This window comes from Cohnella thailandensis (assembly GCF_014212135.1).
Taxonomy (GTDB): domain Bacteria; phylum Bacillota; class Bacilli; order Paenibacillales; family Paenibacillaceae; genus Cohnella; species Cohnella thailandensis.
The window spans coordinates 50,975-74,053 of sequence record NZ_JACJVQ010000016.1 but is presented as its reverse complement, the minus strand read 5'-3'; the positions used below and the strand labels follow the sequence as shown (position 1 = coordinate 74,053).

Sequence of the window (23,079 nt, the reverse complement as noted above, 5' to 3'; positions counted from 1 at the left end):
AGCGGCCGCCCCCTTCTCTCAGGCCTGCCAAGGCCATAACAAACCATGAGGTACGAAACCATGAAACGACACGTTCGTTACCCGCTCTACTTCATCGCCCCGGCGTTCGCCGTCTACTTCGCGCTGTTCGTCTTCCCCGCGCTGTCCGGCTTCGCTTACAGCTTCACGGACTGGAGCGCCTACAGCGAGGAAACGAAGTGGATCGGCCTCGACAACTACCGGCAGCTCTTCTCCGAAGGCGTGCTGGGCCTCGCGATCAAGAACACGCTGCTCTACGCGCTCGTCGTAACGATTTTCGTCAACCTGTTCGGGCTGATTCTGGCGCTGCTGCTCAACCGGAACAGCCGCTTGGGGAAGTTCTACCGAACATCGTTCTACACGCCGGTCGTCATCGCCCCGCTTATCGTCGGCTACCTTTTCACCGCCATTTATAATCCCGAGCAAGGCATCCTGAACGAAGCGCTGCGCTTCTTCGGACTGGGACGCTTCGCCGTGGATTGGCTGAACGACTCCCGCTACGCGCTGTTCTCGATCATGCTGACGGAGCTTTGGCGCAGCTCGGGCTTCGCGATGGTCATCTACCTGGCCGGCCTCAAGACGATTCCGCAGGACCTGCTGGAGCAGGCAAGCGTGGACGGAGCCGGAGCGTTCCGCAAATTCCGCAACGTCACGTTCCCGCTGCTGGCGCCGTCGTTCACCGTCAACCTCCTTCTGACCGTCATCAACTCCTTGAAGGTGTTCGAGACGGTGCTGGTGCTGACGAACGGCGGGCCGGGCTACGACACCGAGGTGTTCAACACGCTCATCTTCCGGAATTTCTCCCGCGGCAACTGGGGGTACGCGACCGCATCCGGCCTTGTCCTGACCATTATCGTCTCCGTGATCGCGGTTACGTTCCTAAGAATTCTGCGGAAAAGGGAGGTGGAGCTATGAGACTCTCGTCGCTTCGACCGCGTCGCATTGGACGCGAAGCGCTTCTGCTCGCGCTCGTCGCGGTCGTCGTCATTCCGTTCTACATGATCGCCGTCAATTCGTTCAAGGACGTGAACGAAGCCGCCCGGTTCAGGCTTACGCTTCCCTCCGATTGGCGCTTCGACAACTTCAAAGAGGTTTTCTCGGGCGGCAAGATCGTCAAGGGCTACTTCAACAGCGCGCTCATCTCGCTAGGCGCTCTCGTCGTCACCAATCTGTTCGCCTCGCTGGCCTCGTACAGCATTCAGCGGAACAACAACCGGCTGACGAACTTTCTCTACTATTTCTTTATCGTCGGACTCGTCATGCCCGTCTCGCTCGTTCCGACGATCAAGCTCTTGATGGGACTCGGCATCCATAACACGTACCAAGGCATGATCCTGTACTATTCGGCCGTTCTTCTTCCGTTTACGATTTTCCTCATGACCGGGTATATGAAGACCCTTCCGAGAGAGCTGGACGAATCCGGCATCATTGACGGCTGCGGGCCTCTGCGCCTGTTTTTCTCCATCGCGCTGCCGCTCATGCAGCCGGTGATCGTGACCGCGTCGCTCTTGACAATCGTCTCCGTCTGGAACGACTTCATGGGCCCGTTCTATCTGCTGACCGATGGGGATAAGTGGACGGTAACCGTCTCCGTCTACAACTACGTCGGGCGGTACAGCTCGGACTGGAACCTGATCTTCGCCGACATCCTTGTCGTCATTCTGCCCGTGCTGATCCTCTACTTCCTGCTGCAAGAATACATCGTCGAAGGGATGACGGCGGGAGCGATGAAGGGATAACGACCGGTTACCGCAACTTCCCTCGAGAGGAGAGAGAACATTGACACCTACGATAACCCATTACGAGCCTTTGCTTCGAAAATACATTTTGTCCCAGGTCGACACGATCCTGAAGCAGCCGGTTCATTATTTGAAGCATCCGTTCGTCGATCCGGGATCGATCTACGACGGCAACCTGTGGGATTGGGACTCCTTCTGGGCGGTATACGCGTTGTTCAACCTCGCGGACGGCGATGAGGATGCCGATCGGAGAGATCGCTACATTCGCCATGCGAAGGGCAACATTCGCAACTTCCTCGATTACCAGATGGAAGACGGCTACATTCCGATGATGATCGCCACGCTGGACTTGAATTCCGAGCTGCCCGAGCCTTATCTGATTCTCAAGCGGCGCGAGGGCGTCGTGACCAACATGCACAAGCCTTTCTTGTGCCAACAGATCGCGCTGATCGGCGGCTTCGGCGAGGATTATTCCTGGATCGCGGAAGACTTCGCCAAGCTGGAAGTTTACTTCGAATGTTACGATCGGTTCTATTACAACGACAACTGCGGCTTGTACGTCTGGGCCGACGATATTATGATCGGCATGGACAACGATCCCGCGACGTTCGGCCGTCCACGCTACTCCACGGCGAACATGTTCCTGAACGGCTTCATGGTGTCGGAGCTGAACGCGATGGCGACGATCGCCCAGCGGTTGGGCGTGAATAGAGCCTCGCATTACCGCGAGAAGGCTGCCCGGCTCGTCCAAGCGATTAAGGAGGAGGGCTGGGACAACCGGGATAAATTCTTCTACTCGGCGGACGTCGACATCAAGACCAGGCATTTCGATTGGTTCCATCAAGGGCTCGGCGTCTTCTGGAAGACGCTCCCGATCAAGATCCGCGCCTGGACCGGCTTTATCCCTCTCTGGTCCGGGGCGGCGGAGCCGCATCAGGCCGCCTATCTCGCCAACACCCACGCCGCGGACGCTAACACGTTCAACAGCCCTTACGGCATTGCTACTCTGGCGATGGACGAGAAGATGTTCGACTGCCGCGCGACGAACAACCCGTCCAACTGGCTCGGTCCGATCTGGATCGTCTCGAACTACGTCGTCTTCCGCGGGCTGATGAACTATGGTCACCGACAGCAAGCGGAGGAGCTGTGCGAGAAAACCGTCCGGCTGCTCGGAGAAGATCTCGAGCGTACCGGCACGCTGCACGAATACTATGTCCCGCAGACGGGCGAGCCCGTCATGAACGGCGGCTTCCTCAACTGGAACCTGCTCGTTCTGAACATGATCGACGAGCTGAAGGGCAAGCCTCCGATGAGCCGGTTCTGGATTCCGGAATGCTTCTAGCGCCAGTCCACCCCCCATCGATCACAAAGCTGCTCCCCAGGCGCTCTTGCGCACTTGGAGGAGCAGCTTATGTTCGATTATGCGATTACCCGATTTCGCGCGATAGATGTCATCCCGGCACTCCGCGACGCCCTCACTCCGGCAAGCGCGCCCTCAGCTTGAGGAACACCTCATAGCTCCGCCTTGCGCAAGCCGAGATGGCGATCGGGTGGAACCCGTGCACCTCCGCGTACAGCGTGTCGCCCAGAGGCTCGATCCACGCCTTGGGCAGCCCGGATGCGCCCAGCTTCGCTCCCATGACGGAGCCGACGGTCGCCCCGTTGCAGTCGGTGTCCCACCCGCCGTAAACGGCCATCGCGATCGCCTTCTCGAAGTCGTCGCCCGCAAACACGAGCGACGCCGCAACCAGTGCCGCGTTGTTGATCGCGTGCACCGCGTCGTACTGCCCGAACGCGTCCCAGAGGGCGCTCGCCAGCTCGCGCTCGTCCTTCGCGCGCCCGGCGATGTCGACCGCCTCTCGCACAGCCTTCGCCAATCGGCTCGTCGCGGGAATCTCGCTCAGGCCGATCTCGACGATGCGCCCGCTGTCGCGTTCGGCGAACGCCGCGGCGATCATCGCGGCCGCGAACATCTCGCCGTATACGCCGTTCTTGACGTGGGAGAACGAAGCGTCGCGCCAGCCGAGTTCGGCCGCCAGCTCCGGATGCCCGGCAGCCCCGTAAGCGAGTCCGTCCGCCCGAATTTGCGCGCCGATCCATTCGCGGTACGGATTAAGATACATGCGAACGCGCTCCCCGCGAACCGGCCAATCCGCAGTCTTCCCGCCGTTCAGATGCGACGTCTCGCGTGCGAAGTTCATATACGCTTGCGTCTCCGCCGTGCATACCTGGCTGTAAGTCAGATGCCTATGCCACAGCTTGCCGACGTCCCACGAGTCCCAGTCGAGCCCCTTCTCTTCCAACAGCAGAAGGCCAAGCACCGTATAACGGATGTCGTCGTCGCTCTCCGCATAACGAATCGTCTCCCGCACGCTCATCGGCGACCAATCGTTGAGCGCCAGCCCATACTCCGACTCCGCTCGCGAACGCGCGGGCGTATAACCGCGAATCGGCCAAGCGTCCGCGCCGCGGAACCACAGCTCGACATTGGCCCAGCCGGGCCGCCCGTCCTTGCCGTACAGGTAATCCGCGTGCTCCAGCGGCTTCCCGAGCACGCAGCCGGCACAGCGCCCAAGCCAGGCGCCGTAGAACTTATCGAGCCACTCCGGCTCGCTCCAGCCGGCATCCATCCGCCTCGGCCCGTCGGGACGGAGCCGGCGAATGCTCTCGAGATCAGAAGGCTCCTCGAACGGATAATCATCGCGCACGCCCAGCCCAATCAGCTCTTCGTAAACACGCATCAGCCGCTCTTCGTCCTCGTCCGCCTCCGCCAGCTTCTCGTCAAACCCCGCGATATCGCAGCCTTCCTCCATCCGTTGGACAATCTCCAGCCTCACCAGCTCCCGCAAGCGGTCCCATCCAGCCACGCGATCACTCCCCTTCCGCGGGTCGCAGCGCCGCCTGCCGGTCCAACCGCTCCAGCGCGTCGAAGAGGAGCCGGATAAACGCATCCCGGTCCACGTCCAGCAGCACGTGCGCGTTCGGAGCGTCGCCCGGCTTGCGGCGCATGTCCGCCACCGTCATGCCCCGCGTCCGCTCCCCCTTCGTCTCCACCGTCACGCAATAAGCTTTCGACTCGAAGAGCTCGGGCTGCAATAGCCAGGCCACCGCGCACGGATCGTGCAGCGAGCTGCCGTCGAAGCCCAGCTTCCGGCTGTATATCGAGTAGAAGTCCAGCAGTTCCCCGACCATGACGGACACCTTGCCGCGCCGCTTCAATTCCGCGATCTCCTCTTCGTAGATCATGGCCTTGTCGGTGACGTCCAGACCGCTCATCGCGATCGGGATGCCGGATTCGAATACGATGCGCGCCGCCTCCGGGTCGACGTAAATGTTGAACTCCGCCGCGGCGGTGACGTTGCCGTACGCCAGGCCGCCGCCCATGAGCGAGATGCGCTCGATCTTCTCCTTCACATCAGGGTAGGCGGCAAGCAGCATCGCCACGTTGGTCAACGGGCCGATCGGCACGAGAGTTACGGGGCGGTCGCTCGAACGAATCCGCTCGACCATAAACTCGACGGCGCCTTGCCGCACCGGCCTGAACTTGCTCGGGGGCAGAACGGGCCCGTCCATGCCGGATTCTCCGTGCGCTTCCGCGCCCGTCACCAGCTTGCCCAGCAACGGCCCCTTCGCCCCCATGGCGACCGGGATGTCCGCGTCCACGAAGCTGAGCAGCTTCAGGGCGTTGTCGGTTATTTTCTCCAGCACCTGGTTTCCGCCGACGGTCGTAATGCCGAGCACTCGCAGCCGTTCCGGGTTCGCGAGCGCGAGCAATATCGCAATCGCGTCATCGTGCCCCGGATCGCAGTCGATGATGATCGGTCTTGCCAACTCCAATGTCATGTCCGACTCTCCTCATCCTTCGTTCGGCTTTACGGCCGCTTTTTTTCTCTTCCGCGATTCGCCGATCGCATAAACGAGCAGACCGATAACGGTCGCGGCGTATGGGAACGTGGCGATCAGCTCCGACGGAATTTTGAGCACGGTCAACGCGTTCGCGAGCGCGTTGGCGGCTCCGAACAGGAACGACGTCAGCGTTGTGCCGACCGTCGTGCTTCGTCCCATCGATTCCGCGGCTATGGCGATCCAGCCCCTGCCCGCCGTCATGTCCCTCGTAAACAGCGACAAATAGCCCATCGACATGTACGCTCCGCCGAGTCCCGCCAGCAGGCCGCTGAGCAGGAGCGCGGTATATTGGGTTCGGACGACGCTGACGCCGACCGACTGGGCCGCATGCGGATTCTCGCCGACGGAACGAATGCGCAGCCCGAGCGGCGTGCGCTTCATCATGTAGTACACGGCGAATACGGCGGCGATCGACGCGTACGTGAGCACGTTATGCCCCGACAGAATGGGGCCGAGCACGGGAACGTCCTTCAACAGCGGAATGTCGACGTTCGGCAGCACCTTGCTTTGCAGCGAGCTCGAGGCGCCCTTGTCTCCGCTCAGCAGATAGAGGAAGAATACGGTTCCCCCGGACGCAAACATATTGATCGCGATGCCGCCGAGAATGATATGCGTCTTGAATTGCAGCGTAAAGAAGGCCAGAATGCCGGCGATCATAACGCCCGAGAGAACGGCGCACAAGAGACCGACCCATGCGCTGTGCGTATAAGCGCTGGTTACGACGCCTGTCAGCGCCGCGACCAGCATGATGCCCTCCAACCCGATGTTGATGATGCCCGCGCGGTTGGAGATGAGCGCCCCGAGCGCGGCGAACAGAATCGGCGTCGTCACCCGGAGGATGGAGAAGGCGAAATCGGTCGACCAGATCACGCTCCACAAGCTATCCATGCTTCCGCGCCTCCTTCAGCAACATTCGGTTTTTCCAGAACTTCAGGAATTGTTCGGCCGACAGCAGCAGAATGATGATCGCCTGCACGATGGAGATCATCTCCGACGGAACGTCCGACAGCCGGGCCATCAGATCGGCCCCGTTGCGGATATAGGAGAGGAACAGCGCCGCGCCGATGACGGACAACGGGTTATTCTTCGCCAGCATCGCCACGAGCGCCCCGTCCAGACCGTAGCCCGGCAGAGAGACCCAGTTGAAGCGCGTGTACATGCCGAGCACCTCGACCGAGCCGCCCATGCCGGCGATGAACCCGGCGATTAGATGCGTGAGGATAATAACCCTTGCCGTCCGGATGCCCGAGTAGCCCGCGAATGCCCGATTCGCTCCCGTCATCCTGAGCTCGTAGCCCCATTTCGTCTTATAGAGAAAAACATGCGCGGCTACGATCATAACGAGCACGATGATAAGCCCGGCGTGAACGCGCGTACCCGGCCAGATGCGGCTCAAGAGCGCCGTCGGCTCGAATTTGTACGAAGCCGACGAGAACGCCTTCGCGTCCCGCAGCTGGTAGTTCAGGATATACAGGCCGACGCCGAACAGAATGTTGTTGAACATAAGCGAAGTGACGAGTTCGTTGGCATTCCATTTCGCCTTCAGAATGCCCGGAATGGCGGACAGCAGCGCTCCGACGACCGATCCCGCGGCGATCGCGGCGATCGGATGCAGGAAGCCGTTCAGACTCGCGTGGATGGCGATGGCCGCGGCGACGACGCCGGAGAAGTAGAAGATGCCTTCCGCGCCCAGGTTGAACAGGTTCGCGCGGAATAGCAGCGACACCGACAGTCCCGTGAACATGAGCGGAATCGCCATCTCGATCAGGTTGCCGATATGACCCTTCGTCGCAAGCGGCTCCCACAGGAAGATGAGAATCGTCTCCAGCGGACGATCGCTGACGAGCGAGATGATGACGAACGCGATTACAAGAGCAATCAGAATAACCGCCAACGTGCGGAACGGCTCGAAGTACTTGGCTTTCATCGATGGACGGCCCTCCCGATCTGCTCCGGATCCTGCCGGTTGATTCCCAGCATGTACAAGCCGAGCTCCTCCTCGCCGACAGCGGACGGCTCTTCGAAGTAGGCGGTCACTCGGCCCTCGTACAGGACGAGCAATTTGTCGCTAAGCTCCAGAATTTCATTCAAATCCGCGGATACGAGCAGAATGGCGCAGCCCCGGTCGCGAAGCTCGATAAGCTTCCGGTGGATGAACTGGGCGGCGCCGATGTCGACGCCCCTCGTCGGCTGCTCGGCGATAAGCAGATCCGGCTCGGTCGAGCATTCGCGGGCGACGACGACCTTCTGCATATTGCCTCCGGACAGCATGCCTATCGGCTGCTTCGGACCGGAGCACCGGACGTCGAACGCTTCGATGAGCGAGGCCGCGAGCCGTTCGATCTTGCCGCCGTTCATGAACATCCCCCCGCCAAGCTTCCCGGAGGCATATTGCGTAGAGATGAGATTGTCCGCGATGCTCGCCTCGCCCGCCGCCCCCTGCCTCATTCGGTCTTCGGGGATGTACGATACGCCGTGCTTCCGGATGGCGCGAATGTCGGCCCGCAGGATGTCCGCTCCCTTGACGGTGACCGAACCGCCGACCGCAGTCCCGGCCAAACTTCCCGTAAGCGCCTCGACGAGCGGCGTCTGGCCGTTGCCCTCCACGCCGGCGATGCCGACGATCTCCCCGGCCCGGACGGTGAAGCCGACGTCCGACAGCAGCCGACTGCCAGCGCTGCCGGCGAGCGAGAAGCCGCGGACGGCGAGAATGGTCTCGCCCGCCTCTCTCTTCTCCTTGTCGTATTTGAGCACGACGTCGCGGCCGACCATCAGGCGGGAAATTTCTTGTTCCGTAACGTCCGCGGTTCGGAACGCGTCTTCGCTGCGTCCGGCCCGCATGATCGTAATCCGGTCGCAGATCGCCTTCACTTCCTTCAGCTTGTGGGAAATAAAAACGATGGTATGGCCCTGGTCCTTGAGCAGCCTCAGCTCGCGAAACAATTCCTCGGTCTCCTGAGGCGTCAGCACCGCCGTAGGCTCGTCCAGGATTAATATTTTCGCGCCGCGAAGAAGCGCCTTCAGGATCTCGACCTTCTGCTTCATGCCGACGGTCAGATTCTCGACCTTGGCCTTCGGATCGACGGCCAGGTTGTACTTGCGCGACATCTCCTCCGTCATCCGCACGGCTTCGGCGAAGTGGATGCCGAGCCCCTTCTTCGGCTCCATCCCGAGCACCATGTTCTCGGCGACCGTGAACGACGGCACGAGCATGAAGTGCTGATGCACCATTCCGATGCCCCGGTCGATCGCATCCTGCGGAGAAGCCAGCTTCACCTTCTCGCCGCGCAGCAGGATCTCACCTTCGCTCGGCTCTTCCATGCCGAACATCATTTTCATCAGCGTCGACTTGCCGGCTCCGTTCTCGCCCACGATCGCGTGGATTTCTCCTTCCCGCAGCGAGAATCGGACTTTGTAGTTGGCCATGACGCCGTTCGGATACACCTTTGTCACGTCCCGCATTTCAAGCAACGCCCCGCTCATCTCGTTCGCCCTCCCCATTCCCCATAAAGTCTGCTAAAAGTAAAGTTGGATACCCGCCCCGGAAGGAGAAGTATCCAACTTTGGCCGAAATCGGCTCCCCGGCGCCTTAAGGTTTGACGGAGTTGCGGATCTCTTCGACCTTCGACGTCTCCATTGCCGACGCATCGGTCACTGTAATTTCCTTAGCGGCCAGCTTCTTCTTTATGTCCTCGATCTTCGCTTGCAGATCCGCCGGGAAGACGCTCTTGTAGATCTCGTTGTCGGCGAGTCCGACACCGTCCTGCTCGAAGCCCATCCGTTCAAGCGTTCCGTACGGCAGAGTGCCTTCCTGGCCTTTCTTAACCGCGCCGAGAATGGCGGTATCGATCTTCTTGATCGCCGACGTGACGATCAGGTTCGCCTTCTCGCTGTCGCTGTCCTTCATCAGCATGGCCTGGTCCGAATCGACGCCGATCGCGTATTGCTTCTTCTCCTTCGCGGCATCGAACACGCCGAGGCCTGTCCCGCCCGCCACGTTGAAGATGACGTCGACGCCGGAGTTGTATTCGACGAGCGACAGCTCCTTGCCCTTGGCCGGGTCGGAGAAGCTTCCGGCATACGAGACGGCGACCTTGACGTCGGGATCGACGTATTTGGCGCCTTCGATATAACCGACCAGGAAGGTGTTGATGCCCGGAATGTCCATCCCGCCGAGGAAGCCGATCACATTGTCCGGATTGGCTTGCGGCATGCTCGACTTCGTCGTTAGAGCCGCCACCGCGCCCGCCAGGAACGAAACCTCGTTCGTCGCGTACGACATCGCGTACACGTTGTCCGGCACCTCCGGATTTTCCGTGTCGTAGTCGATAAACTTCTTATCCGGATACGCCTCGGCCGCCGCGTTGAAAACTTCCGTAATGTCGGCTCCCCCGGATAGGATGAAGTCCCAATCCTGCGAAGCGATATCGTTGACCGTCGGCTCCCACTTCGTCTTGTCGGTACCCATCTCGATCACCTTCGTCTCCGCGCCGAGCTGCTCCTTCAGCAAATCCATTCCCCGGTTCGCCGCGTCGAAGAACGACTTGTCGCCAAGATTGCCTGGAACGAGCAGAACAACCTTCGTTTTCTTGCCGGATTCGGCAGGGCTCGAAGCTCCGCCCGAATCCGCGCTCTCGCTTGCGTTGCCGCCGCCGTTGCCCCCCGAACAAGCCGATAAAAGCAGAACGACGGCCAACGTTGCCAACAGTAGACCCTTCTTCCTCTTCATCCCGATCACTCCCCCGATGTTATCCCTGCCCAAATGCTTAAGACCCCTTCCGACACGTCAGCTTACCTCACAAAAAGCGTTTTCACATGGCCGGAAGAGTCGCTTTTCATCGCTTCGTCCACGCGTTGAGGCGGAACAAATGGTTTTCGCATCCGGTTGCGGTTTTCGCTTTTTATTGATACGATCATAGCAAATTGATGCGCTCTACATTATCGCGATCTGGCCGTCTTTTTGCACGATCTGGCTAATTTCTTGGAAAACGAGGGTGAGCTTATGGATCGCTTCCTATATATTGTCAGCGCCGATCATGGCAGAAACACTTACATCCCCCCTCACCAACATGAATGCTATGAGCTTGTTTATTACCTCGAAGGTAAAGGGACGACGACGATCGGTCAAATGAGCTATCCGTTCCAGGCGAACACGTTCGCGTTCCTTCCGCCCCGCTGCTTGCATAACGAGAACCATCAGGAAGACGCGAGGATTCTGTTCGTCGGCTTCCAGTGCGCAAGCCCCGAGATGCGGTCCCTAAGCGGCGTCTACGAAGACGACAAGGACCGCACGATCGAGCAGCTCATGCGCCGGATCGAAGCCGAATTCTCGCAGCGGCGCGAGGGATACGCGCATCTGCTGAATTTGATGGCCAGCGAGATCGCTCCGCTTATGCTGCGCATGTTCGGCCGGGGCAAGACGGCGCAGGCTTCCGCCGACCGGGTTCAATACGTCCGCAACTATATGGACGAGCATTACCGCCAGAAGCTGTCGATCGAAGCGCTGGCTCGGATGTCCGGCTACAGTTACGACCGGTTCCGCCATCTGTTCCGGGATCGGTACGGCGACTCTCCGATCCGCTATTTGCTCATGAAGCGGCTCGAGTTCGCCAAGTCGCTGCTGATTCACTCGCGCATGCACATCTCCGAAGTCTCCTCCGAGACGGGGTTCACGAACGACGCACAGTTTTGCAACCTGTTCAAACGGGAGACCGGCATGTCCCCCGGCGCGTACCGCAAAGCCAAGGCCGGCTCCTTCTGAAGAGATTAGGCGGCACCTGAAGACGACAACCCCCGGCGCATCGTTGCGCCGGGGGTTGCTATATTCGCGTTCTCGCGCTTAGACAAACTTCGGAAGCCAATCCCCGTGAGCCTCGATCAAGTCGTCGCACAGGGACACGATGTCGTCGATCGACAGCTCGGCGGCCGTGTGCGGGTCGAGCATCGCGGCGTGATAGATGTGCTCCTTCTTGCCGGTCATCGCGGCTTCGATCGTCAGCAGCTGCGTGTTGATGTTCGTGCGGTTGAGCGCGGCGAGCTGAGGCGGCAAAGCGCCTACGTACGTCGGAGTCACGCCGGACGCGTCCACCAGACATGGCACCTCGACGCACGCCTCGCGCGGCAAGTTCGAAATCAGCCCGCCCGAGTTCATCACGTTGCCGCCGATCTTGAACGGAGTGTTCGTCTCCATCGCGTCGAAAATATACGAGGCGTACTCATGCGAACGCTCATGCGTCAGATCCACGTTGTTCACCATGCTGTCGCGCATCTTCGCCCAGCCTTCGATCTGGTTCACGCAGCGGCGCGGATATTCGTCCAGCGGGATGTTGTACTTCTCGATCAGCTCCGGATATTGGCGCTTGATGAAGTACGGATGATACTCCGCGTTGTGCTCGGACGACTCGGTCACGTAATAGCCGAAGCGGTTCATCAGCTCGTAGCGAACCATATCGTGATGCTTCTCCTTCTGCTTCTCCGCCGCGCGGCGCTTGATCTCCGGATACAGATCCACGCCGTCCTTCTTCACCTCGAGCAGCCATGCCATGTGGTTGATGCCCGCGATCTTCGATTGCACGCCGGTCGCATCCATCCCGAGATCCTTGAACAGATGGGAGACGCACACCTGCACGCTATGGCACAGCCCGACCGTCTTGACCCCGCCATACGTGTTAATGACGTTCGTCAGCACCGCCATCGGGTTCGTGTAATTAAGGAACCAAGCGTCGGGACATACCTCTTGAATGTCGCGGGCGAAGTCCAGCATGACCGGAATCGTGCGAAGATTGCGAAAAATCCCGCCAATCCCCAGAGTGTCCGCGATCGTCTGGCGCAAGCCGTATTTCTTAGGCACTTCGAAGTCGATGACCGTGGACGGCTCGTAGCCACCGACCTGGATGGCGTTCACGACGTACTTGGCCCCGCGCAGCGCCTCCTTGCGGTCCGAATAAGCGACCACCCTGCAACGGCTCCCCGACGTGCCGCGAAGATTATTCAGCATGTTCTCGGAATCCTTCAACCGCACCGGATCGATGTCGAACAGGGCGAGCTCGAACTCCTGAAGCGACGGCGTCAGCATGACGTCTCCCAGTACATTTTTGGCGAAGACGGTGCTTCCGGCTCCGAGGAACGTGATTTTGGACATGGGCAGAGACCTCCTAAAGTGTAGGTAGAATAAAGACTCTCTGCGTTCTATAATAAAGAGGCAACGCTTACAACCATATGGATGAAAAAATGCGATATATGTACTTTTGTCGTTTCTATTCGAGGAGGTCCATCCATGCGCAGAAAACCGGTCTCCATCACCGCCGTCCACCCGTCTCCCCGTCAAGGCGGGCCGCTCTCCGTCCTGTTCTCCGGGCATTCGCAGACCGAGCCGGAGCATCGGATGGGGCCTCAACGGCTGGATTATATCCTCATTCATACGGTCATGGAAGGAACCGGCTGGTTCCGCTGCCGCGACCGCCATTACGACTTAGGGCCGGGCGACAGCTTCGTCATTCTGCCGGGGGAGATGCACAGCTACCAATCGTCCGCCGGCACCCCCTGGCGCTACCGCTGGGTCGCCTTTCGCGGGAGCGAGGCGGAACGATGGCTCGCGGCCGCCGGGATCGACGCGGACCATCCCATTCTGAACGGAGGAGCGGACGTCGCGCTCAAGGCGATGAACGAGATCGAGCGGACGTTCCGCAAGAAGGAATGGACCGCCGACTGGGAAGCCGAGGCGTGGCTGAAGCTCGCTTTCTCCGCCTGGGCGAAGGCCAACCGTCCGGACGGACCGCCCGTCACCGCAAGCAAAAAAAGCATCGCCGCGGCCGAAGCGGACCGGGCCGCCCGCTGGCTTCAAGCCCAGGCGGCCTCCTCCGTCTCGATCGCGCGGATGGCGCAGGAGCTCGGCTACCACCGCACCTACCTGACGAAGCTGTTCCACCAGGAGATCGGCGTGTCGCCGGTTCGTTACCTGCAGCAGCTTCGGATGGACCGAGCCAAGCTCCTGCTGCTTGAGCCGCTCTCCGTCGAAGAAGTCGCCCGCTCGGTCGGGTACGCGGATCCGCTTTACTTTTCCAAGTCGTTCAAGAAGTGGTTCGGCATGACTCCGAGCGAGTATCGGAAGCAATCGTAGACAGCCGCTCCCCATGGAGAAAGCCCGACCGCCTACTTCGGCAGCCGGGCTCCCCGTATCCCATGCTCTGTCCACCCGTCTCTCCCCTACCGGTACGTCACATGGTTCTCCAGCGAATCCGAATTCGGCACCACGTGGTAATAAGTCACGCCCGGAACGAACGGAAGCTCCTTTCCGTCCTTCGTCAGCCGGACGATGTCCCCTTTCGTTCTCTCCCACGTGCACTCGATGACATGTCCTTGCTGGAACAACAACGCTTTGCCGCCGCTGTTCAAATCGATCTCCAGCCGCCCGACGTCGTCGTAAGCCCGATGCTTGGTCGAGAACACGACCAGGTTGGCCGCCTTGAGTTGCTCTCCGTTGTTCAAGTCGATGTGCGGCTCTCCGTTGATCGAACGGGCGTATAGCCCCGTCGCCGCGTCATACGCGTACTCGACCTTGTAGTCCGAGAGCTGGAACTTCACCTCGATCTGCGACGCGGTTGCCGCGGAAGCTGCGTCCGGCTGCGGGCTGAACGTCACGAGCGGCACGTCCGCCGTCTCGTCGAACTTGCGCTTGGCCGCTCCCTCGCGGAGCATCTCGAGCGTCGAATAGAGGTTGTGCGGCGCTTTGCGGGACTTCTCCCGATAGAAATAAGCGCCCGCGTTGTTGATCTCGTCGAGATCGGCTTTGCCGGAATGCTGAAGGAGCGCAAGGGCGTCGTTGCTGGCTCCGGCATGCACGAGAACGCCGCCGTAGCTTTCTCCGATGTCGATCAGGTAGGGGCGAATGCTGCGAATGGGACCGATCGGATCCGTAAAGCTCTTGCTTTGGAAAATAGCCACCAACCGGGTAATGCCGCCTTCTGCAAGCACCTCCCACACCGTATCCGCCTGAGTCAGCCCCGATTGGGGACGCGCCGCCGCGTAGTTGTTGATCATGACCGAAAGCGGCCGCTTCGTCACTTCTTCCACCGACGGCAAGCCGGTCAGAGGAGCGAGAAAGTTGGCAACGGGCGCCTCGGACGCGTCCGGGCCGGCCGAAGCCGAAGCGCTTGGCGAGCTCTCTCCGGATGGATTCGCCTCCGCAGGCTTGTCTGTGCCCCCGCAAGCGGGCAGGACGAGCAGGCTTGCCGCCAATGCCAGAATGATAGGGTAGCGCAGGGTCTTTTTACTAGTCGCGTCCATGTCTCGAATCCTCCGTCAATCGCGTATTGGTCCCGTCTGGTTTCAACCTACTCCCTTATTAAACCATATCCTCTTTCGACTTGTCTTGGCCGACGGGCTCCGAATCGCTCGAACGATGGCAAAAAAACATACAAAATTCCGATAAAGCCGGGCTTGGCGGCCCTTCCGGGATCGCTTATAATTGGAAATGTAAACGATGACAATTCAAAGGCAATGCTACCTTCAAGGTACAACCTCGGCGCGCAGGCAGTTGGCGGGAGGATTGTGCCTTTTTTGCCGTTCTTCTTGTTCGCCGGTTGTCGGAGTCCATCTCAATCAGAGGAGCGAAGAGCATGTTAAAAGAAGCGATCTATCATCGTCCGAAGCAGAACTGGTCTTATGCGTATGACGGCAAAACCGTGCACCTGAGGGTCCGCACCAAGAAGAACGACGTCGATTCCGTCCACGCCATCGTCGGCGACAAGTACGCTTGGAAAGAAACGAAAGACAGCGTGCCGATGCGCCGCTTCGCTTCGGACGACCGGTTCGATTACTGGGAAGCCGCCGTCCGGCCTCCGTACCGCCGCCTGCGTTATGCTTTTCATTTTCGCCAAGGGGCCGACAGCCTCTACCTGAACGAGAAGGAGTTCCGCACGAAAGCGCCGTCCGACTCCGAGAACATGTTCGAATTCCCGTTTATCAATCCCGTAGACGTGTTTACGCCCCCGGCTTGGGTGAAGGACGCCGTGTTCTATCAGATTTTCCCCGAGCGGTTCGCGAACGGCGATCCTTCGATCAGCCCGAAGAACGCCGAGCCCTGGGGCGGCAAGCCGACCCCCAAGAATTTCTTCGGAGGCGACCTGCAGGGAGTCCTCGACCATCTCGACTATATCGAGAAGCTGGGCGTTAACGCGATCTACTTCACCCCGCTGTTCGAAGCGACGACCAACCACAAGTACGACACCCGGGATTATCTGAAGGTGGACCCTCACTTCGGAACGAACGAGAAGCTTAAGGAGCTGGTCGACGCCTGTCACGCGCGCGGCATTCGGGTGCTTCTGGACGCGGTGTTCAACCATGCCGGGAAGACGTTCCCTCCGTTCGTCGACGTTCTCGAGAAGGGAGCGGAGTCTCCCTATGCGAATTGGTTCCACGTGCGGGAGTTCCCGCTGACGATCAAGGACGGCATTCCGACGTACGAGACGTTCGCGTTCGAGCCGATCATGCCCAAGCTGAATACCGAGAACGCGGAGGTGAAAAAGTACTTGCTCGAGGTGGCCCGTTATTGGGTGGAGGAGATCGGCATCGACGGCTGGCGGCTGGACGTGGCGAACGAGGTCGATCATGAATTCTGGCGCGAATTCCGCAAGACGGTCAAATCCGTCAATCCGGACGCCTACATTCTCGGGGAGATCTGGCACGACTCGATGCCTTGGCTTCAGGGCGACCAGTTCGACGCTGTCATGAACTATCCGTTAACGAACGCCGTGCTCGACTTCTTCGCCAAGGGCAAGATCGATGCCGCCGCCTTCGCGAACCGGATCGGCAAGCAGCTCGCCTCCTACCCGCGGCAGGTGAACGAAGCCGCGTTTAATCTTCTTGGCAGCCACGATACCCCTCGCCTGCTCACGCTTTGCAAGGAGGACGGGCACCGGATGCGGCTCTCCGCGTTATTCCAGCTCACGTATCCGGGAACGCCTTGCATCTACTACGGCGACGAGATCGGCATGACCGGGGAAGGCGATCCGGACTGCCGCAAGTGCATGGAATGGGACGAAGAGAAGCAGGACGCCGAGATGCTCGACTTCTACCGGAGCACCCTCGCGCTGCGCGCCAAGCACTCGGCGTTAAGGAGCGTCGACCTTCGCTTCCTTCGGGCGGAGGAAGGCGGCAAGGTGCTCGTCTACGAGCGCCGTTCCGAGGACGGGGACCGTTTGATCGTCGCGATGAACGCCGGCAAGGGCAAAGCGAAGGTCTCGGTGGAAGAGGAAGGCCAGTGGGTGAACGCCTACTCCGGCGAGCCGGTCCGTTCGTCCAAGGGGAAGATCGACGTTCGGCTTCCGGGTTATGGATTCATGGTGCTAAAGCAAGCTTAAACCAGGAGGTATGGCCGACCTTCCCGCTTCGGAACGACGGCCGTTGATCGCGATATTAATCGCTAGGAGCTTTGTAAACAATCTGCCCCAGGCATCGCCTGGGGCAGATTGTTTGAATTTCCACTCGAATCCTTAAAGCTTACGGATTGATAAATTGCATCGCCTGCAGCATCCGCTTCAACAGGACGGCGCTTTGCGCGCGGGACGCATATTCCCCGGGGCCGAACTTCGTTTCGGTCAACCCGAGGATGATGGAGGCTTCGGTCAGCCGCTCCACCGCGGCGTCCGCCCATGGCGCGATGTCCGCCGCGTCGGCGAACGTTCTCGCCATCGCCCCGTTCGCATCCGGCGCATGTCCGGCGTACTCCATCGCCCTGACGATCATGACCGCCATTTGTTCGCGGGTAACGGGAGCCTCCGGCCGGAACGTCCCGTCCCCCAAGCCGTTGATGAGCTGATGTTGTTGAGCGGCCCGAACGGCCCCCGCATACCACGCTCCCGGCGCCACGTCCCGGAAAGTCGTCGAATCGTTTGGTCCATCGTCCAGGCCGAGAGCGCGCACGAGCATGACGGCAAATTCGGCGCGGCTGATGCGATCGTCCGGCACGAATCGGTCTTGCGTTCTTCCTTCGACAAGCAGTTTATTCGCCATCAGGACGATATCCTTTTGTGCCCAATGCCCGTTCAAATCCGCAAACGAACGATCCGATCGGGTGACCGAATAAGCGCCGTTATAAAGCGAACGAATCGTCACCAGGGGGGAGCCGTCGTTCGAGAAGACAGCCGGCGCGAACCGCATCCGCCCGTTTTCGTCGATGCGTACGGCAGTCGCTTGATCCGGATTGGCCGGTTCGGGCAGAGCGGCCGTCAGAGTCGCGTACGTTCGGCCCCAATCGATGCTGCTGCCGTCGTTGGCCTGGAGCGAATACACGACCGGATAAGGGAGCAGCGGCTCTCCCCCCGCTCTTGCGATCGCTCCGTTCCCGGCGTCGCTGACGGAACCCGCAGCCTCTGCTATCCCGAAGGTAACGACCGTTTCCTTCGGAACTCCTTGCAGGACGCGGAGCGGAATGAGCAGGCCGTTTCCGTTAACGCGCCATTCCAGCAGGGCGTCGGGACGAACTTCCAGCGCGTGAAGCAGCGGAGCGGCCGGAAGGTCCATCTTGATCGAGTCTCCGATGTCTTGCGCTTCGATCCGAATGCCGTTCGGCTCGGTTGCCAACGCTTCGGACAATTGCCCCGCCGTCGGGAAAATCCGGGTTATGCGTTTACCGCCGGACGTTTCGTACGATGCGCCCACCCATTTGACCACGCCGTTGATTTTGACGCTCACCTGGTGGATGACCGCAGGCTCGTCGCTGCCTGAGGAGCCGTCGGAGCCATTGGAACCATCAGGAGCCGTGACCGTCACCGTGCGCGTCGCTTCCGCGGCGGCATTGCCGGATGGATCCTCCACGCTGTACCGCAGCTTATACTCGCCCGCTTGGCTTGTATCTACCGTTCCGGTCACGACAATGCGATCGGAGATGTCGCCGTAATAGGCATCGGTCGCTTGCGCTCCGGGATCGGCAAATGTTGCTCCCAGCGGCACGCTCATCGCGGGATCGCCGAGCAGCGTGAGAACGGGAGACTGCGTATCTTGCACATAGACCGTGCGCGTCACGCTTTGCGCCTCATTGCCTGCGGCATCGGAAACGTTATAGGTCAGCGTATACGTGCCGAGTGTCGACGTATCCACCGTTCCGGTCACCATGATCGAAGCGGAAAGATCGCCGTCCTGCGCATCCTGCGCCGTTGCGCCGGGATCGACAAACAGGCTGTTCGCTTCCACCTTCATGGGATTCGATCCATTCAAATAAATCGCCGGTCCGTCTCCGTCGTACACGTACACGTCGCGGATGACCGAGGCGGCATTGCCGGATGGATCCTCCACGCTGTACCGCAGCGTATACTCGCCCGCTTGGCTTGTATCTACCGTTCCGGTCACGACAATGCGATCGGAGATGTCGCCGTAATAGGCATCGGTCGCTTGCGCTCCGGGATCGGCAAACGCTGAGCCCAGCGGCACGCTTATCACGGGATCGCCGAGCAGCGTGAGAACGGGAGGCTGCGTATCCTGCACATAGACCGTGCGCGTCACGGTCGCAGCCGCATTGCCTGCGGCATCGGAAACGTTATAGGTCAGCGTATACGTGCCGAGTGTCGACGTATCCACCGTTCCGGTCACCATGATCGAAACGGAAAGATCGCCGTCCTGCGCATCCTGCGCCGTTGCGCCGGGATCGACAAACGGGCTGTTCGCTTCCACCGTCATGGGGTTCGGTCCGTTCAAATTAATGACCGGCTCGTCTCCGTCGTACACGTTCACATCGCGGATGACTGAGGCGGAATTGCCGGATGGATCCTCCACGCTGTACCGCAGCGTATACTCGCCCGCTTGGCTTGTATCTACCGTTCCGGTCACGACAATGCGATCGGAGATGTCGCCATAATAGGCATCGGTCGCTTGCGCTCCGGGATCGGCAAACGCTGCGCCCAGCGGCACGCTCATCGCGGGATCGCCGAGCAGCGCGAGAACGGGAGGCTGCGTATCTTGCACATAGACCGTGCGCGTCACGGTCGCAGCCGCATTGCCTGCGGCATCGGAAACGTTATAGGTCAGCGTATACGTGCCGAGTGTCGACGTATCCACCGTTCCGGTCACCACGATCGAAGCGGAAAGATCGCCGTCCTGCGCATCCTGCGCCGTTGCGCCGGGATCGACAAACGGGCTGTTCGCTTCAACCGTCATGGGATTCGCTCCGTTCAAATAAATCGCCGGCTCGTCTCCGTCGTACACGTACACATTGCGGATGACCGAAGCGATATTCCCGGCGCGGTCCGTTACCGCATATTGAACCGGGTAATTGCCAAGGCGTGTCGTGTCGACGTCGCCCGTAATGACGACGGACGAGGAGAGATTTCCGTCGATCGCATCGGTCGCGGTCGCCCCCGGTTCCGTATACGCCCCGCCTTGCGGGATATTCATCGGATTGCTGCCGTTCAACGCAAGCTCCGGTGCCGTATTGTCCAGCACGAACGCATTCGATACCGCGTCGGCGACATTCCCGGCCAGATCATGCGCGCGAATATGCAAGTACCAGTTGCCGTCCCCGCTCGTCTGCCGCAGCGTGTCGCCGTCGGCAAAATCGGTCCAGCCGTCTGCGGGAACGGCCGTGTCTTGCGTCCATGCGTATTGCAGCGAGGCTGTGTCGACGCCGCTTTCCGCATCCGTCACGGTTACGGTGCTCTCCGCCGTGTGCGAAGGCGTCGCATGTCCGTTCGCGGCGAACTGAACTTCAGGAGGCTCTCCGTCTCCATGCACGGTGATCGTATACGTTCGAGGCGGCTTCAAATACGGTTCCACCCGAATCGGGATGACCGTCGACGCTCCCGAGACGCTGACCGTAGCGGTATTCCCGCTGGCTACCGGCTTGTCGTCGACATAAAGCTGGGCGTAAGTCGGGTCGGCGAGCGTTGCCTTGATATGCACGCTCGATACCAATGGGCCGTCGAGGGTATAAGCGGTGACCGAAGAGGAATAATCGGGATCCAGGTCGCCCTCCTGCACCGTAAGGCCGCTCAGGCGGTTATTACCCGGCACGTTCAATTGACCATAATAGTTATCCCCCCAGGCGACGACGGTGCCGTCCGACTTCAGCGCCAGCGAAAGAGTCCCTCCCGCCGAGATCGCCACCACCCCGGAGAGTCCGGCAGGCACGTCCGATTGACCATAAAAATCATCACCCCAGGCGACGACGGTACCGTCCGTTTTCAGCGCCACCGAATGAAGCCCTCCCGCCGAGATCGCCACCACTCCGGTAAGCCCGGCCGGAACGTACGATTGACCATGAAAATCGCCGCCCCAGGCGACGACGGTACCGTCCGACTTCAGCGCCAGCGAATGTATCCCTCCCGCCGCGATCGCCACCACCCCGGAGAGTCCGGCAGGCACGTTCGTTTGGCCACCGGCATTACTTCCCCAGGCGACAACGGTGCCGTCGGCCTTCAACGCCAGCGAATGAAACCCTCCCGCCGCGATCGCCACCACCCCGGAGAGTCCGGCCGGCACGGTCGTTTGACCATAATAGTTATCTCCCCAAGCGACGACGGTGCCGTTCGCTGTCAGCGCCAGCGAATGTTGCGTTCCCGCCGAGACGGCCTTCACGCCGGAGAGCCCGGGCACGTCCGTTTGACCGTAACGGTTATCTCCCCAAGCGACAACAGAGCCGTTCGCCTTCAGTGCCAGCGAATGATACGCTCCCGCTGCGATTGCCGTCACCCCGGCAAGCCCGGCCGGCACGGTCAATTGACCAATTCTCGGGTCGCCGTCTCCCCAGACTTCTCCCGGGCTGCCTCCCCAGGCTTCGACGGTGCCGTCCGACTTCAGCGCCAGCGAATGAATCGATCCCGCCGCGACAGCGCCACCCTTGACCGGTTTGGCAAGCCCGTTCGGCACGTTCGTTTGACCCTCATCATTATTTCCCCAGGCGACGACGGTGCCGTCCGACTTCAGCGCCAGCGAATGAATCTCTCCCGCCGCGACCGCCACGATCCCGGTAAGTCCGGCCGGCACGGTCGATTGACCAAACGTATTACTTCCCCAGGCGACGACGGTGCCGTCCGATTTCAGCGCCAGCACATGAGCGCCTCCCGCTGCGATCGCCACAACCCCGGTAAGTCCGGCCGGCACGTCCGTTACCCCATTATGATTATCACCCCAGGCAACGACGGTGCCGTCCGATTTCAGCGCCAGCGAATAATTCCCTGCCGCCGCGATATCGATCGCTTTCCCCGGCCCGGCAAGCTCGTCCGGCACGTCCGTTTGACCAGCGCTATTGCTTCCCCAGGCGACAACGGTGCCGTCCGACTTCAGCGCCAACGAATGATACGCTCCCGCGGCGATTTTTACGATTCCGCTTCCCGCTCCCGTTTGCGCCGCATTCGCCTTCCCGGAGCCGTAAGGAACCGCCGCAGCCAGCAGCAACACGAAAGACAGAACAAGAGGAATGATACTTCGCCTTTTCATGAATAACATGATAAACACTCCCACATTCTACGACTCGATTTACATATACGATCTATTTCGTCATAATTCTGCCTTCCCGAATTTTGTCGTCTATTATTGGCTCTCCTCCAACTACGGATTTATAATTTAATGAGCATCTAGTAGATTATTATTATGCGGGACAAGCAAGGCTTCAACGAGCAATAATGGCGAATGTGTCGGTTAACGAACACGTTTGGCCAAGGTGTCGGGTAAAATTTTCCGGGAAAAACGGGGGGAGATTCGGATGAGCGGGAACACGACCGATCTGCGGGTGGTCCGCAGCAAACAGGCGATTCGGGATGCGCTGGTGGAATTGATCGAAGAGAAGGGGTTCGAAACGGTTACAGTCAAAGACATTACGACGCGGGCCAGAATCAACCGCGGCACGTTCTACGACCATTATCACGACAAATACGATCTGATGGCCAAATGCGAAGAAGAGATCATGGTCCGGCTGTCCAAACTAGTGAAGAAGACGGTCCCATCGGTGACAGCGGAGATGCGGCATTCGCCGCCCCGATTGGAGATTTATCCGCTTGTTGTAGCCATCTTCGAGTTCTTGAACGAGCACAGCCGATTTATGAGAGCGGCATTGGGACCGAAGGGAGACATGACGTTCCAGACCAGGTTTAAAGATTTTTTTCGGGAGACGATGCTGGGGAAAAGCCCGGACGTGCTGATCAATGAAGAAGAATGCCTCGTTCCGGCAAAGTATTTTGCTACGTACGTGGGATCGGCGCACCTCGGCGTGATTCAACAATGGCTGGAGAGCGGCAGGCAAGAGTCGCCCGAGGAAATGGCGCGCATCCTGACAACCATTCTGGTGCACGGTCCGTTGTATGCGGCCGGATTGAAGAAGCTGCCCGAGCCTGGAACGCCCGTTGCCGAATCTTACAATTTGGAGCACAAGCACCCATGATAGGACAGAAGCGATTGCGTAAATAGCGCAAGCACGGTACTGCGAGGG

15 protein-coding genes and 1 pseudogene are annotated in these 23,079 nt (G+C 60.0%); 7 read left to right on the top strand and 9 right to left on the bottom strand.

All coding sequences use genetic code 11. The features are described 5' to 3' along the window. The first annotated feature begins 60 nt into the window (after positions 1 to 60). The 3 genes from H7B67_RS18235 to H7B67_RS18225 are packed head-to-tail and all read left to right on the top strand — an operon-like array spanning position 61 to position 3,099. Positions 61 to 933 (top strand): carbohydrate ABC transporter permease, encoded by an 873-nt coding sequence (locus H7B67_RS18235; RefSeq protein ID WP_185121298.1) that lies wholly within the window; start codon positions 61 to 63, stop codon positions 931 to 933. Next, complete coding sequence (locus tag H7B67_RS18230) at positions 930 to 1,757, top strand: carbohydrate ABC transporter permease (protein ID WP_185121297.1); 828 nt, start codon at positions 930 to 932, stop codon at positions 1,755 to 1,757. The genes H7B67_RS18235 and H7B67_RS18230 overlap by 4 nt, the downstream gene beginning before the upstream one ends. Positions 1,758 to 1,797: 40 nt before the next feature. After that, positions 1,798 to 3,099 carry an MGH1-like glycoside hydrolase domain-containing protein gene (locus H7B67_RS18225; RefSeq protein ID WP_185121296.1) on the top strand — a complete coding sequence of 434 codons (1,302 nt, stop codon included), beginning with the start codon at positions 1,798 to 1,800 and terminating at the stop codon, positions 3,097 to 3,099. 133 nt (positions 3,100 to 3,232) lie between these two features. On the opposite strand, the gene H7B67_RS18220 is transcribed toward H7B67_RS18225, so the two are convergent. The 6 genes from H7B67_RS18220 to H7B67_RS18195 form a co-directional block, all read right to left on the bottom strand. Next, entirely contained in the window at positions 3,233 to 4,624 is a 1,392-nt protein-coding gene (locus H7B67_RS18220; RefSeq protein WP_185121295.1) for an ADP-ribosylglycohydrolase family protein, read from the bottom strand. 4 nt (positions 4,625 to 4,628) lie between these two features. Next, positions 4,629 to 5,600: a nucleoside hydrolase gene (locus H7B67_RS18215; RefSeq protein ID WP_185121294.1), complete on the bottom strand. Its 972-nt coding sequence runs from the start codon at positions 5,598 to 5,600 to the stop codon at positions 4,629 to 4,631. A gap of 12 nt (positions 5,601 to 5,612) precedes the next feature. Next, positions 5,613 to 6,551, bottom strand: coding sequence for an ABC transporter permease (locus tag H7B67_RS18210; protein ID WP_185121293.1), 939 nt, complete (start codon positions 6,549 to 6,551; stop codon positions 5,613 to 5,615). After that, the gene (locus tag H7B67_RS18205; RefSeq protein WP_185121292.1) at positions 6,544 to 7,590 is read right to left on the bottom strand and encodes an ABC transporter permease; all 1,047 of its coding nucleotides are present in this window, start codon (positions 7,588 to 7,590) and stop codon (positions 6,544 to 6,546) included. The genes H7B67_RS18210 and H7B67_RS18205 overlap by 8 nt, the downstream gene beginning before the upstream one ends. Next, complete coding sequence (locus H7B67_RS18200; protein ID WP_185121291.1) at positions 7,587 to 9,146, bottom strand: ABC transporter ATP-binding protein; 1,560 nt, start codon at positions 9,144 to 9,146, stop codon at positions 7,587 to 7,589. The genes H7B67_RS18205 and H7B67_RS18200 overlap by 4 nt, the downstream gene beginning before the upstream one ends. A gap of 106 nt (positions 9,147 to 9,252) precedes the next feature. Continuing rightward, positions 9,253 to 10,392: a BMP family ABC transporter substrate-binding protein gene (locus tag H7B67_RS18195; protein WP_185121290.1), complete on the bottom strand. Its 1,140-nt coding sequence runs from the start codon at positions 10,390 to 10,392 to the stop codon at positions 9,253 to 9,255. A gap of 273 nt (positions 10,393 to 10,665) precedes the next feature. On the opposite strand from H7B67_RS18195, the gene H7B67_RS18190 reads away from it, so the two are divergent. Continuing rightward, positions 10,666 to 11,424, top strand: a complete 759-nt coding sequence (locus tag H7B67_RS18190) for an AraC family transcriptional regulator (protein ID WP_185121289.1) — start codon at positions 10,666 to 10,668, stop codon at positions 11,422 to 11,424. Positions 11,425 to 11,502: 78 nt separating this feature from the next. Here the strand turns inward: H7B67_RS18190 and melA are convergent, their stop codons facing one another. Then, positions 11,503 to 12,804, bottom strand: a complete 1,302-nt coding sequence (melA, locus tag H7B67_RS18185; RefSeq protein WP_185121288.1) for an alpha-glucosidase/alpha-galactosidase — start codon at positions 12,802 to 12,804, stop codon at positions 11,503 to 11,505. A gap of 135 nt (positions 12,805 to 12,939) precedes the next feature. On the opposite strand from melA, the gene H7B67_RS18180 reads away from it, so the two are divergent. Beyond that, on the top strand, positions 12,940 to 13,782 hold the full coding sequence (locus tag H7B67_RS18180) for an AraC family transcriptional regulator (RefSeq protein ID WP_185121287.1): 843 nt from the start codon (positions 12,940 to 12,942) through the stop codon (positions 13,780 to 13,782). An 86-nt stretch (positions 13,783 to 13,868) separates the two neighbouring features. On the opposite strand, the gene H7B67_RS18175 is transcribed toward H7B67_RS18180, so the two are convergent. Then, positions 13,869 to 14,948, bottom strand: coding sequence for a DUF3048 domain-containing protein (locus tag H7B67_RS18175; protein ID WP_185121286.1), 1,080 nt, complete (start codon positions 14,946 to 14,948; stop codon positions 13,869 to 13,871). A gap of 332 nt (positions 14,949 to 15,280) precedes the next feature. Between H7B67_RS18175 and H7B67_RS18170 the strand changes: the two genes are divergently transcribed. After that, a complete protein-coding gene (locus tag H7B67_RS18170) occupies positions 15,281 to 17,023 on the top strand; it encodes an alpha-glycosidase (protein ID WP_185121285.1) in 1,743 nt (580 codons plus the stop codon). A gap of 139 nt (positions 17,024 to 17,162) precedes the next feature. On the opposite strand, the gene H7B67_RS18165 is transcribed toward H7B67_RS18170, so the two are convergent. Next, positions 17,163 to 22,100: an immunoglobulin-like domain-containing protein gene (locus tag H7B67_RS18165; RefSeq protein WP_185121284.1), complete on the bottom strand. Its 4,938-nt coding sequence runs from the start codon at positions 22,098 to 22,100 to the stop codon at positions 17,163 to 17,165. Between the two features lie 256 nt (positions 22,101 to 22,356). Here H7B67_RS18165 and H7B67_RS18160 point away from each other — a divergent pair. Beyond that, positions 22,357 to 22,971, top strand: a pseudogene (locus tag H7B67_RS18160) (TetR/AcrR family transcriptional regulator); the annotation flags it as partial. Between the last annotated feature and the right edge of the window lie 108 nt (positions 22,972 to 23,079).

Bases quoted from the DNA above. Each gene is read 5' to 3' on its own strand.
- H7B67_RS18235 (WP_185121298.1), top strand. From the start codon at position 61: ATGAAACGACACGTTCGTTACCCGCTCTACTTCATCGCCCCGGCGTTC.
- H7B67_RS18230 (WP_185121297.1), top strand. From the start codon at position 930: ATGAGACTCTCGTCGCTTCGACCGCGTCGCATTGGACGCGAAGCGCTT.
- H7B67_RS18215 (WP_185121294.1), bottom strand. From the start codon at position 5,600: ATGACATTGGAGTTGGCAAGACCGATCATCATCGACTGCGATCCGGGG.
- H7B67_RS18210 (WP_185121293.1), bottom strand. From the start codon at position 6,551: ATGGATAGCTTGTGGAGCGTGATCTGGTCGACCGATTTCGCCTTCTCC.
- H7B67_RS18205 (WP_185121292.1), bottom strand. From the start codon at position 7,590: ATGAAAGCCAAGTACTTCGAGCCGTTCCGCACGTTGGCGGTTATTCTG.
- H7B67_RS18200 (WP_185121291.1), bottom strand. From the start codon at position 9,146: ATGAGCGGGGCGTTGCTTGAAATGCGGGACGTGACAAAGGTGTATCCG.
- H7B67_RS18195 (WP_185121290.1), bottom strand. From the start codon at position 10,392: ATGAAGAGGAAGAAGGGTCTACTGTTGGCAACGTTGGCCGTCGTTCTG.
- H7B67_RS18190 (WP_185121289.1), top strand. From the start codon at position 10,666: ATGGATCGCTTCCTATATATTGTCAGCGCCGATCATGGCAGAAACACT.
- melA (WP_185121288.1), bottom strand. From the start codon at position 12,804: ATGTCCAAAATCACGTTCCTCGGAGCCGGAAGCACCGTCTTCGCCAAA.
- H7B67_RS18180 (WP_185121287.1), top strand. From the start codon at position 12,940: ATGCGCAGAAAACCGGTCTCCATCACCGCCGTCCACCCGTCTCCCCGT.
- H7B67_RS18175 (WP_185121286.1), bottom strand. From the start codon at position 14,948: ATGGACGCGACTAGTAAAAAGACCCTGCGCTACCCTATCATTCTGGCA.
- H7B67_RS18170 (WP_185121285.1), top strand. From the start codon at position 15,281: ATGTTAAAAGAAGCGATCTATCATCGTCCGAAGCAGAACTGGTCTTAT.
- H7B67_RS18165 (WP_185121284.1), bottom strand. From the start codon at position 22,100: ATGTTATTCATGAAAAGGCGAAGTATCATTCCTCTTGTTCTGTCTTTC.